This window comes from Microcystis sp. M090S1, from assembly GCF_020246295.1.
GTDB lineage: Bacteria > Cyanobacteriota > Cyanobacteriia > Cyanobacteriales > Microcystaceae > Microcystis > Microcystis aeruginosa.
On sequence record NZ_JADBTF010000136.1, the window covers coordinates 1 to 11,500 of the forward strand.

Consider the following 11,500-nt stretch of genomic DNA (forward strand, 5'->3'; position numbering starts at 1 on the left):
ACGTTCACCTGATTATCGATTACAAGCCTGACATCGCTTTATCCAAACTAATCGCTAACCTTAAAACAGTTAGTAGTCGCTTAATTAGAAAGGAATTTCCGGATTTGGCGGCCAAGTATTTCGACAACAAACCCTATTTTTGGACGGGAGGTTATTTCGTGGCTAGTTGTGGCGGCGTTACTGTCGAACAACTAAAAAAATACGTCGAGAACCAAAAAAACTCCCCGAAAGTGGAAACGCTACCGCGTTAGTTTCATTCCGGTGGCGATTTATCTCCCGTTAACTGCGTAGCGGTTTAACGGGAGTCCTCTCGCGACCTTGAGATAGCAGCGGCCTTTCTCCACGGCTGATCAGCAGTAAAAACTATTTTGTGTTTTTTTGTAAAAAGTAATTTTAAATACAGAAACTTTTTTTAGAATGTATAGATAAGTGACTAGGAAAAATTCAAGAATACTTTCTCACCTAGCCCGACCTTTTATACTAACCGATTAAGAGGATAATTACCGTGAAAACAGCGAAATATCCCGAAAAAATTGCCGCTCTCTGGACAACATTCCTCTTGGGAACCCTATTTCACACCCAACTGGGTTTAATGCCGCTCTTCCATGGTCAATCGATCGTCGAGAGTCATCAAACCAGCAATCTCGATCCGATTTTCTGGGGAATGTTGCTCTTTTTTTTGCTGCCAATGTTAGCGATTATCGGGGTCAATTTTAGCGAAAGTCGCTCCTTGAGAAAGTCCCATTTCTGGCTGACAATTCTCTATTCTGTCTTGAATTTAGCCCATCTGATCGCCGATCTTCTGGTCAGACCGATCGCCTGGTATCAAATCGCTCTCATGGCAATTTTATTGATCATCGGACTGATTTTAAATCTAGTTTCCTATCAATGGCTGCGGTTAGCGATCGCCCATCCGCGCGATTTCTCAGAAAGTCATTAGCAGTGCCAAGATCAAGAGGTGGCCGGTTGACTAACTGATTCAGACAAGAGGATGCCTTTTGATCTCAAGTTGGTGCTTATTAAGGCAAAAGGAAGCTTAAACCGTAGCTAAAGCGATTTTTTTGAAAATATAGCTTAAAAAATCCAATTAATCCCTATTATTCCCCAGATCAGCCCATAAATTGCCCCTATTTCCTGGCCGCCGCTGCGACCACATCTCACCAAATATGGAGCTTTTTAGCTATGATGGTTCAGAAGCAAGCCAATAAAGGGAACTTTCGGGGCTTGTTATTCATCAAAAAACTCCTGATCGCAGGAGTCAAATAGACTATATAGTTCAGATTAACGGCAAATATTGGTTAATAGTAATAACGAGGTAATTATTTTGATGAAATCTCTCATTCGTTGGACAGCAACTCTTGGTTTAGTAGGAACGACAATGTTGACTTCGCTGCTGGGCAGCTATTCTAAAGCACTCGCTTTACCAGAAGAACAAATCGTCAAAACCTTGCAGTCTGTACCTGTCTTCGCTATTGCCGATGATCAAGGAGTTCCCCTAATTGCCGTGGGAGAAAAAGAACAGAAATTCACGGGAGTTTTTATCAGTCGGCAGGACGCACAAAACTTTTTTGAACGACTGAAAAAAGAGAATCCTGAAGTGGCCAGCAAAGTTAAAGTTCAGCCTGTTTCTTTGGCACAGGTCTATAAAATGCAAACCAGTCAAACCGATCAAAATCGTCTAATTATCGATTTTGTTCCCAAAGAGTCGGAAGTAGAATCAGCGAAAAAACTGCTCAGTGAAAGAGGTCAACAATATCAAGGTGGTGTACCTTTATTTGTGCCGAAAGCAGGAAAAGAGAGTAATTTTCTGGTGATCAGTCGCAATAATCAGGATTTGATTCCTTTCTTCTTTGAAAAGGCCGCCGCTTTGCAAATGGTAGAACAATATAAAAAAGCTAATCCCGCAGAAGCGGCCACGGTGAAAATTGATGTTATTCCCTTAGAAAATGTCATCGCCACCCTACAACAAAGCAACGATGAAGCTTTAACTAAAATTCTCCTCTATCCTAGCCAAGAAACGATTGATTTTATTCGGGCAAATAGCAACCAAAAGGCTCCCAACCAACCCCCAGCAAAGCCCTAATAATAATACCAATAATCCCCCCGCCCCCAATCGTTAAGTCTTGTGTCTGCTAGTATTTCCGGTCAAGAATTAAGTCAATGGCGACAACAGGCGATCGCCGATTTAGAGCAAGCGCAACTATCTCCGAAAGAAGTGGATATCTTTCTGCAAGCAGTGACAGATATAGATACTCTTTCCCTGCGCTTACAATCCTTTCGCGAACGAGAAAAAATCCCTTTGAGTTATTCTTGGTCGGAAATTACTAAACGCTGGCAAAAACGCCTTCAAGCAAGGGTTCCCTTACAGTATTTGCTCGAATCGGTGGTCTGGCGTAATTTTACCCTCAAAGTCTCCCCAGAAGTATTAATTCCTCGTCCCGAAACCGAGTTATTAATCGATATTGTTGGAGAAACCGTCAGAGGAGAAGACGGGGGAATCTGGGTAGATCTGGGAACTGGTAGCGGCGCGATCGCTATTGGTTTAGCCAGTATCTTGACAAAAGCAGAAATATATGCTATTGATTACAGTCAAACGGCTTTAGCGATCGCCAAAGAAAATATCATCAATACCGGTTTTGCCGACAGAATTATCTTAAAACAGGGTTCTTGGTGGACACCCCTAGAGAAGTGGAAAGGACAGATTAGCGGTATGCTGTCCAATCCTCCCTATATTCCCAGTGCAGAAATCCTTGACTTACAAATTGAAGTGCGGGAACATGAACCCCGTTTGGCCCTCGATGGAGGTGAAGACGGATTGACCGCGCTGCGCTATCTAGTGGCCACTGCTCCCGATTATCTGCGATCGGGAGGCCTTTGGCTAGTGGAAATGAGAGCCGGTCAAGGGGAAAAAGTAGCGCAAATGCTGGAAAATCAGGGCAATTATCGACAAATTCAGATTATTAACGACCTAGCAGGTTTCGATCGCTTTGTTTTGGCCGAGCGAATTTAGCGCAATGCAGCCGCTTCGCAGTCCCGCAGCCAGAGACGCACCGCTTGGCCGATGGTGCCTTGGCTGGTTTCTAGGGGAGGTAAGGGGACTTGAGCGGGTTCCAGGGCAGCTAATTGACTGTAAACCGTCACTAATCGCCATCCTTCCCCAGTTTTAGTTAAAAATAACCAGTGATAATTCTGGAGAGTGACAAAGCGATTTTTGCTATACTGACGCTCTAAAGTCGTAAAAAAAACCTGTTGAGTGTCATCGGCAATTTGACCAGAATATTGACTGGCAGTTAAAGGTAGGGGTGTAAATTCGGGACGACCGGCAATAATCACAAAAACCGGTGTAGATAATTCTTGATCGATTTGGGAGCGGGTAATAACTCGATTAGCATAACTGGGTAAATCTGACAAGAGGCGATCGACTAAAAGATTTAAATCCTCCGGACAGCTAGAAAGAGGACGACTAACTGCTGGCAAGTTAATCCCGAAAATAACCAGTAATACCCCTAAATATCGGCTAATTCTTGACAAATTTTTGCCCATGCTACCTTTGGCTCCTCGGCACCGGTGATCGGTCGTCCAATTACTAGATAATCAGCCCCAGCTTTAAGCGCTTGGGCCGGAGTCATCACCCGACTTTGATCCCCTTTCGTTGACCAGGAGGGACGAACTCCGGGGCAAACTAAGAGAAAATCCTCTCCACAGACGCGCCGCAATTGCGCCACTTCTTGGGGAGAACAAACCGCCCCATCAATTCCCGATTCTTTGGCCAATAATGCCAGATTTAAGGCATATTCCGATAGTTCTAGGGGAATTTTGAGGTCGAGGGCTAATTCGCGGGCGTTAAGGCTGGTTAAAACGGTGATAGCGAGAAGTTTTGGCGGCGATAGCAGGTCAGAGATTGCCCCCTTAGCCGCCGTCAGTGCTTGCCGTCCGGCCGTAGCGTGCAGGGTGAGTAAATCCACTTGATAGCGACTAGCTGAACGACAGGCCCCGGCGATTGTATTGGGAATATCATGAAATTTTAGATCGAGAAAGCTGTTTTTTTGTCTTTCTTGCAGAATCCCTAGAATTTCTGCACCGCTACTGACAAATAATTCTAGTCCCACTTTCCAAAAATTGACTTCCGGCAACAGATCAAGCAGTGCGATCGCTGATTCTAAATCCGGCACATCGAGAGGAACAATAATTCGGTCTGAGTTGGTCATATTGGGGTGATAAATCAGAGAAAAATCCAATCGGCAAAAGTGGCAGCCTGTCCGCAGTAAATGCCATCACGATCGATGATATTCCAAACGATCGCTTTTTCGATGCGAAATAGTTGACCGTTTTTCGTGATCCTTACCCCGTGATAATCGTTGATATAGCCTTGTTTTTTGACTAAATCCAGCATTTTTTGGCGTTCTTTGGCGATTTCCTCCCCCTCTACCGTCGCTCGCGAAGGAGTTGTTAATAATTCTGGCCAAGTTAAACCCCAGAGATCGAGGGCACCGCGATTACCATAGTTGAAGATCGGATTAGTTTGTGTGCCGTGGGAAACCAGCACAAAAGGGGCATAAAAGAGCATTTTACTCTGTTCTTTGCCAGTACCGATCCGGGGTAAAAGCGATCGCCCGATTAATCGTTCATAATTATCCAGCAGCAATTCTGTCCAAGCTATAATAGCTAAATCTTCCCAAATTTCCATAAAATTATCTTGAAAAACCGGTTTAAGTAGGGAGGCACAATTATTGGTAGGATGGGTTAGCGGTAGCGTAACCCGTGCGGGTGTTGGGTTTCATGCTTCAACCCAACCTACGTTCATCTTATATTTAATTCCACCCACCCACTTAATCTTCCCTTTGCCAATATTTATAGGCCGCGTAGGCTAAAGTAATCACTCCCGTCAGAATTGCCGACTCATCCACTAAAAATTCCGGATGGTGAAGGGGGGGATTGAGGAGGTGAGGAGAACCCACTCCCAGACGGAACATTGTCCCCGGGGCCTGTTGCAAATAAAGGGAAAAATCCTCGGCCCCCATGGAGGGTTCCGAGAGAATTAAAACCCGATCCTGTCCCCAAGCTTCTAAACCAGCTTCTTCGACTAACCGGGTTAAAAATTGGTCATTTTGTACCGATGGCACGCCCCGGCGATAATTTACTTGACATTTAGCGTTATATGTGCTACAGACATTCGTGACCAAACTCTCGATCCATTCCGGGAGATGGGCGTGGGTTTCTGGGTGCAGCGATCGCACGGTTCCTGCCATGCGTACCTGATCGGCGATGACGTTGGGGGCGCGACCACCGCTAATCTGCCCGATGGTGAGGACAATGGGACGCAAAGGGTTCTGAGTCCGACTAATTGCCTGTTGCAAAGTGGTGATTACTTGGGAGGCGATCCAGATAGCATCGATCGCCTCGTGGGGCCGGGCCCCGTGGCCGGATTCCCCTTGAATAAAAATCTCCAGATCGTCGGCAGCTGCAGTTAAGGCCCCGTAACGAACTCCGATCGATCGGGCCGGAATCGAGGGGAAAACGTGCAGCCCCAAAACGGCGCTGACATCCCGCATCACCCCTTCCCGGATCATCCAACTGGCCCCCTGGGCGATTTCCTCTGCTGGTTGAAAGAGAAAGCGTATTTTTCCCTGCAAAGGTTCCGAGAGACGGGAAAGCACCATCGCCACCCCTAAACCGACGGTAGCATGAACATCGTGACCGCAGGCGTGCATAATCCCCGGTTTGCGGGAAGCAAAGTCTAAATCGGTTCTTTCTTGGATCGGTAGGGCATCCATATCGGCGCGGATGGCTAAAATCCTTCGATCACTGCCTTTTCCCGCCAATTCTCCCTTAACTCCCGTTTTTCCCACCGCTTCCTGCACCGATAGACCACAGGAAGACAAAACTCCGGCAATATAGGCGGCCGTTTGATATTCTTGCCCACTTAACTCTGGATTCGCGTGAATGTGGCGGCGAATCTCCACTAATCGGGGTGCGAGACTCTCGGCTATGTTTTTAATCTCGGAGAGCATGAAACCAGTTTTACAGTATCTTTAGAGTTAATCATAGAGCATTTTTTACCTGAAAATTCGACTTGGCTGATTTTAAGTCTGCATTGTCTTCTCGGCATTCTTTCAACCCTGGACTAAGCTAATTTGTCAATAGGATGCAGGAGTTACTATTCATCTGTTGATTCGGTAACGCCTCTTGAGAGAATATTCCAGCTATGATAGGAAACATTGTCTAGTTAGGAAAAAACATGGTTCAGTCTTCCGAAAAAATTGAAGTTAAGTACGGGGAAAGAGAAATTGCCGAAGGAACATTAATTACTTTCCCCAATCCACGCCCTGGCAGAAATTACGATATTCAGATCACTCTGCCGGAATATACCTGTAAGTGTCCCTTTTCCGGTTATCCCGATTTTGCCACTATTTATCTTAGCTACGTTCCCGATCAAAAGGTGATGGAATTAAAGGCGATTAAACTTTATATTAATAGTTATCGCGATCGTTATATTTCCCACGAAGAAGCAATTAACCAAATTTTAGATGATTTGGTGGCCGCTTGCGAACCCTTGCAGATGAAAGTTAAGGGGGATTTTCATCCCAGAGGTAACGTACATACCGTGGTGGAGGTGATGTATAAAAAAGAATAGCATAATTGTCTAGTTTGGGGATGGGGTTGCCTCCATCCCTTGCTGTTCTAGTTTTTGTTGTTCAAGTTTTTTTGCTGTTCGAAGGTCTGTAGCCAGTCAACAGGAGAAGATGCTCAAGCAGGTTATATCGCTATCTTGTCCTTTGTCTGATAGGTTTTATACTAAATCCGTTGAGTATAGGCTTACATATCAGGACAGGCACTCATGCAAGAGGCAAGAGGCAAAAGGGAGAATAAATAATCAGTTTTTAATAACCTGGTTTAGTATTACTCATCGAATCTATCCTCTCCTTTCTGTTGTTCGTGTCTCTATGGTTGATCCTTAACCCTTGGCACAACCCGAAAGAATTGTAAAAGTTAGGGTCATTAAAAAAAGCTGGGATTATCATTAAAGTAGTCCGAATCGTGATCCTGATTTTATGTCCCAGAAAAATGAAATTCTTCCGCTGCTGTTGACGGTTATGGTGACATCGGCACTTTTAGGAGGAATTGCTTGGTGGTTGCTCAACAAAACCTTTCCCAATTTCAATGATCGATCTAATTCTTCCTCCTCGAATAATCAAATTTCCGAAACGTTAGCTGCGGTTAAAAATGTCCCGGAAGGATTATTTAACTACGGGGGAAGTACCACTTGGGCCCCGATTCGCAAGGAAGTGGACTTTATTATCCAGCAAGTCTGGCCGAAATTTCGCCTCGTCTATACCGATCCCACTACGGGAACCCCCGGCACCGGCAGCGGTATTCGGATGTTAATCGAGAATCAATTGGCTTTTTCCCAAGCATCTCGATCGCTCAAAGATGAGGAAATACAACGCGCTCAACAACGGGGATTGACCTTAAAAGAGGTTCCCGTGGCTATCGATGGAATTGCGATCGCAGTTCATCCCGATTTACCGGTTTCCGGTCTAACAATTACCCAGTTAAAAGATATTTATACAGGAAAAATTCGCAATTGGCGGCAAGTGGGCGGGCCTAATTTAGCCATTATTCCCTATTCCCGACGCAAGGAAGATGGGGGAACCGTGGAATTTTTTATCGATCAGGTTTTAGAAAAAGCCTATTTTGGGGATAATATTCAGTACGTTTATAGCACGACTCCTGCTCTCAGAAAAGTTTCCCAAAATTTGGGAGGAATTTACTATGCTTCTGCACCGGAAGTAGTTCCCCAGTGTGGAATTAAAACTTTACCCCTTGGTAAAAGCGAAAATAAGTTAGTTGCCCCCTATCAAGAACCTTCGATCCCGTCTTCCCAATGTCCCCAGAAGCGTAATCAACTGAATGAATTAGCTTTTCAAAAGGGAGAATACCCGATCACCCGTCGTCTTTTTGTTATTATCAAACAAAATGGTCAATTAGACGAACAAGCGGGGGAAGCTTACGCTGATTTATTATTAACCGATCAAGGACAGGAATTAATTGAAAAAGCCGGTTTTGTTCCCTTGAGATAATTTAATCCAACTTCTACAAATCTAGGTTAAAGTGAATTTGAGCAATTTTCATCTGAGTGTGCGCTTGATTGGGCGCATCCAGAGGACTGCTACTCCCAGTTTTGTCCAGATTTTCGGCTATCCCGTCGAAATCATCCCTCAGTGCGAACGATTTTTACCGAACAAGCAGGGCATCGATGACGGTGGGATTTACACCTTATGTCGCTACTATCCCACCTATGTGCAACTGGCAGTGGTAGCCAACAACCCTGACGAGCAAGCCATTTGCGCCCAATACCTGCGCCATAATCGCGTCAGATACTTTGCTTTGATCTAAAATTGAGTCAGCAATATCTAATTTGGAGTCTCAGGCAATGGAACCAATTTCTCTAATTCTCGCTGCGTTGGCTGCTGGTGCGGCGGCTGCTGCTAAGGATACGGCAGGAACAGCCGTTAAGGATGCTTATGAGGGTTTAAAAGCGTTGATTAAGAAGAAATTTGCAGAAAAAGGGAAAACAGATGATAGTGATATCGTCGATAAACATGAGAAAAAACCAGATTCAGAGGGGGTAAAAACACTGCTCAAAGAAGAGTTACTTGAAGCAAAAATTGATAGAGATGCAGAGGTTATTAAGACAGCAGAAGAATTACTTATAGCGGTGTGCAGTCGTATGAGGTACAGTGTCACGAGCTATAAACCATGCTAGGCAAAGCTTGGTCTGTATCTCACTCAAGCGCTTACCGCTATAAGCAATTAAAACCTGAAGAATTTGCCGCAGGTAAGTATAATATTAATGTTGGTGGTGATATTAAAGTAATGGTGGGAGATGGTACTTTTAAGGGAATTGCAGGAGATATTAGTGATGGAAATATTAGTCAGAACATTAATTAGTTGAGGATTATTTAGGAGGGAAATTTATGTCAATTACTGTTGAGGTAGAACTTAAAGATTTTCTAATTCAAATCAATCAAAAGTTAGACAATCTTCAAAAAGATGTTACTGACATTAAGATTGAACTTAGTGAAGTTAAAGGTGAAATTAAGCGTCTGGAGGGAAAAATTGATGGTGTCGAGAAGCGTCTGGAGGAAAAAATTGATGGTGTCGAGAAGCGTCTGGAGGAAAAAATCGATGGTATTGAGAAGCGTCTAGAGGGAAAAATTGATGGTAGTGAGAAGCGTCTAGAGGGAAAAATTGATGGCTTGGAAAAGCGCTTAGAGAATCAAGAGTTCGTCAGTCGAGGGATTTTAGTCGCTTTAATTGTAACGATTTTAGGCGGTTTGGCTAAATTGTTTGGTTTAGTAGGAAGTCCTTAAAGAGTGCTAATTCTAAAACTGCAATTTAAAGTTAACTTGAAAAGAATAATTTTGGGGTAGCAAAAATGACTGATAAAAGTTATTATTCAGAAATAGGGGGTGATGTTAAAGGTCTTATTGGTGATGGTGAATTTAAGGGAATTGCGGGTGATATTAGTGGGGGTGTAATCAACCAATATATTATCACCCAAAAGTCAGGAGTTGAGATTCAGTCTCAAACTTTAATTACGGGTTCACCTTATTTGGGTTTAAGGAAGTTTGAGGTAGATGATAAGGATAAGTTTTTTGGTCGAGATAATTGGATTATTGAGTTAACTGATTATTTAAAGCAAAAGAATGTTTTATTGCTTTTAGGTGCGTCGGGAAGTGGTAAGTCTTCTCTAGTTCAAGCGGGTTTAATTCCTAAGTTAAAGGATAATTTTGGCGCGAATAAATTGGTTAATTTAACTTTTGTTCCTGATGTTAATCCCTTTGAGTCTTTTTATTGTCTTTTAAGGAATAGATATACACAATCCGAAGCACAATTAGCACAAGCTGTTAAGGAAGATACTTTAATTAAGGTGGTTGAAGGATTAAAAAATAATTCTGATTTATGGTTTATTTTTATTGACCAATTTGAGGAATTATTTACTCGTACACCGAAGACGGAAAGAGATATTTTCATTAAAAGTTTGATTAAATTAATTGAAAATAATAATAGTTTAGTTAAAATTGTGATGACGATGAGGGCGGATTTTTTAGATAAATTAAGTCCTTATCCCAGTTTAGGAAAAATCCATGATCAGTATAGCAAGATGTTAACGGATATGGATGAAAGTGATTTAAGATTAGCTATTGCTGAACCAGCGGCGAGAAATGGGGTAATCTTTGAAAAGGGATTAATTAATCAAATTATTGCCGATTTTTATGAACAGGCTGGCTCTTTACCTCTGTTACAATATACGTTAGATTTATTGTGGGAAAAAAATCATATTCAAGAGCGGGTTTTAAATATTAAGATTTATCAAGAGATTGGTGGGGTAACGGGTGCGCTAGAAAAACAAGCGGATAAAATTTATAGTAAATTTGATGAACAGCAACGGAAAGCAGCAGAGGAAATTTTTCTAGAGTTAATTAGTTTAGAAGGGGAAAAAGCGGTTAGCAGAAGGGCGGATAAATCGAGTTTTGAACAGGAGGAAATGCAAAGGGAGGTTCTCTATCAATTGATAGATAATCGTCTTTTGGTGAGTAAGGGAGAAGACGGGAAGGCGACGGTTGAGGTGGCACATGAGGCGTTATTACGTTCTTGGCAAGTGTTACAGGATTTAATTCGAGAAAAAGAGGAGATAATTGTTCTCAGAAGTCGTTTATATGCTGATGCTAAACAGTGGGATGATTTACAGAAGCAAGATGCAGTAAAAGCGAGTAGTGAGCTTTGGGGAGGTTCTAAGTTAGCTAAAATTGTTGAGTTTCAAAAGAATAATTCTCTGCCTAATTTAGATACTGTGGCGATAGAGTTTATTAAGGCGAGTATTAGTCAAGCAGAACGACAAAAAAATGAAAAAATTAGAACAGCGCGAAGGATTGCGGCGGTTTCTTTGGTGGCGGTGGTGATTAGTACGGGATTGGGTTGGATGGCTTGGAATAAGACAAAAGAAGCCGAATATAATCAAGCTGAGTCTCTTGGTAGATATTCCTTATCTCTATTGAATGAACATAAAAACTTGGAGGCTTTCGTTGAAGCGATTAAAGCGGGAAAAATTCTACAAAAGCAGCAGACGTACAACAAGGAGGTGACTAATGCCTTACAGGAACTTCTCAACCGCAAAAGTGAACGCAATCGCTTAGAGGGGCATGATAGCGCTGTCACAAGCGTTAATTTTAGTCCCGACGGCAAGACTTTGGTGAGCGGTAGTGATGACAAGACTATCAAACTCTGGAATGTAGAAACAGGCAAAGAAATCCGCACCCTCAAGGGGCATGATAGCACTGTCATAAGCGTTAATTTTAGTTCCGACGGCAAGACTTTGGTGAGCGGTAGTGCTGACAAGACTATCAAACTCTGGAATGTAGAAACAGGCAAGGAAATCCGCACCCTCAGGGGGCATGATGAGCTTGTCACAAGCGTTAATTTTAGTCCCGACGGC

General features: G+C 43.1%; 12 protein-coding genes and 2 pseudogenes. 10 read left to right on the forward strand and 4 right to left on the reverse strand.

Annotation, left to right across the window (positions count from 1 at the left end; all coding sequences use genetic code 11):
• From tnpA to prmC, 4 genes and pseudogenes are all read left to right on the forward strand, one after another.
• The coding region (gene tnpA, locus IM477_RS06150; protein WP_287730935.1) for an IS200/IS605 family transposase at window positions 1-251 on the forward strand (251 nt) is incomplete at its 5' end.
• 254 nt (window positions 252-505) lie between these two features.
• Window positions 506-940, forward strand: a complete 435-nt coding sequence (locus IM477_RS06155; RefSeq protein ID WP_287730936.1) for a hypothetical protein — start codon at window positions 506-508, stop codon at window positions 938-940.
• Window positions 941-1,327: 387 nt separating this feature from the next.
• A pseudogene (locus IM477_RS06160) lies at window positions 1,328-2,120 on the forward strand (Tic22 family protein).
• A 5-nt stretch (window positions 2,121-2,125) separates the two neighbouring features.
• The gene (gene prmC, locus IM477_RS06165; RefSeq protein ID WP_287730937.1) at window positions 2,126-3,010 is read left to right on the forward strand and encodes a peptide chain release factor N(5)-glutamine methyltransferase; all 885 of its coding nucleotides are present in this window, start codon (window positions 2,126-2,128) and stop codon (window positions 3,008-3,010) included.
• On the opposite strand, the gene IM477_RS06170 is transcribed toward prmC, so the two are convergent.
• The 4 genes from IM477_RS06170 to IM477_RS06185 all read right to left on the reverse strand — a co-directional run bounded on the left by IM477_RS06170 (window position 3,007) and on the right by IM477_RS06185 (window position 6,011).
• The gene (locus IM477_RS06170; RefSeq protein WP_061431790.1) at window positions 3,007-3,543 is read right to left on the reverse strand and encodes a hypothetical protein; all 537 of its coding nucleotides are present in this window, start codon (window positions 3,541-3,543) and stop codon (window positions 3,007-3,009) included. The two genes, prmC and IM477_RS06170, sit on opposite strands and share 4 nt — an antisense overlap.
• Window positions 3,507-4,208: an orotidine-5'-phosphate decarboxylase gene (gene pyrF, locus IM477_RS06175; protein ID WP_287730938.1), complete on the reverse strand. Its 702-nt coding sequence runs from the start codon at window positions 4,206-4,208 to the stop codon at window positions 3,507-3,509. The genes IM477_RS06170 and pyrF overlap by 37 nt, the downstream gene beginning before the upstream one ends.
• A gap of 14 nt (window positions 4,209-4,222) precedes the next feature.
• Complete coding sequence (locus IM477_RS06180) at window positions 4,223-4,687, reverse strand: MEKHLA domain-containing protein (protein ID WP_287107981.1); 465 nt, start codon at window positions 4,685-4,687, stop codon at window positions 4,223-4,225.
• Window positions 4,688-4,829: 142 nt separating this feature from the next.
• Window positions 4,830-6,011: a M20 family metallopeptidase gene (locus tag IM477_RS06185; RefSeq protein ID WP_287730939.1), complete on the reverse strand. Its 1,182-nt coding sequence runs from the start codon at window positions 6,009-6,011 to the stop codon at window positions 4,830-4,832.
• A 227-nt stretch (window positions 6,012-6,238) separates the two neighbouring features.
• Here IM477_RS06185 and queF point away from each other — a divergent pair, with 227 nt between their 5' ends.
• The 6 genes and pseudogenes from queF to IM477_RS06220 form a co-directional block, all read left to right on the forward strand.
• Window positions 6,239-6,634 (forward strand): preQ(1) synthase, encoded by a 396-nt coding sequence (queF, locus tag IM477_RS06190; protein WP_002740916.1) that lies wholly within the window; start codon window positions 6,239-6,241, stop codon window positions 6,632-6,634.
• Window positions 6,635-7,052: 418 nt separating this feature from the next.
• A complete protein-coding gene (locus tag IM477_RS06195) occupies window positions 7,053-8,081 on the forward strand; it encodes a PstS family phosphate ABC transporter substrate-binding protein (protein ID WP_287730940.1) in 1,029 nt (342 codons plus the stop codon).
• Between the two features lie 31 nt (window positions 8,082-8,112).
• Window positions 8,113-8,397 (forward strand): hypothetical protein, encoded by a 285-nt coding sequence (locus tag IM477_RS06200; RefSeq protein WP_287730941.1) that lies wholly within the window; start codon window positions 8,113-8,115, stop codon window positions 8,395-8,397.
• A gap of 37 nt (window positions 8,398-8,434) precedes the next feature.
• Window positions 8,435-8,952 (forward strand): annotated as a pseudogene (locus IM477_RS22980) (Het-E N-terminal domain-containing protein).
• Between the two features lie 26 nt (window positions 8,953-8,978).
• Window positions 8,979-9,374 (forward strand): hypothetical protein, encoded by a 396-nt coding sequence (locus IM477_RS06215; RefSeq protein WP_287730945.1) that lies wholly within the window; start codon window positions 8,979-8,981, stop codon window positions 9,372-9,374.
• 65 nt (window positions 9,375-9,439) lie between these two features.
• On the forward strand, window positions 9,440-11,500 hold a 2,061-nt coding region (locus tag IM477_RS06220), incomplete at its 3' end, for a WD40 repeat domain-containing protein (protein WP_287730946.1).

Excerpts from the sequence above, each read along its gene's own strand:
- IM477_RS06170 (WP_061431790.1), bottom strand. The coding sequence starts at position 3,543 with ATGGGCAAAAATTTGTCAAGAATTAGCCGATATTTAGGGGTATTACTG.
- pyrF (WP_287730938.1), bottom strand. The coding sequence starts at position 4,208 with ATGACCAACTCAGACCGAATTATTGTTCCTCTCGATGTGCCGGATTTA.
- IM477_RS06180 (WP_287107981.1), bottom strand. The coding sequence starts at position 4,687 with ATGGAAATTTGGGAAGATTTAGCTATTATAGCTTGGACAGAATTGCTG.
- IM477_RS06185 (WP_287730939.1), bottom strand. The coding sequence starts at position 6,011 with ATGCTCTCCGAGATTAAAAACATAGCCGAGAGTCTCGCACCCCGATTA.
- queF (WP_002740916.1), top strand. The coding sequence starts at position 6,239 with ATGGTTCAGTCTTCCGAAAAAATTGAAGTTAAGTACGGGGAAAGAGAA.
- IM477_RS06195 (WP_287730940.1), top strand. The coding sequence starts at position 7,053 with ATGTCCCAGAAAAATGAAATTCTTCCGCTGCTGTTGACGGTTATGGTG.
- IM477_RS06215 (WP_287730945.1), top strand. The coding sequence starts at position 8,979 with ATGTCAATTACTGTTGAGGTAGAACTTAAAGATTTTCTAATTCAAATC.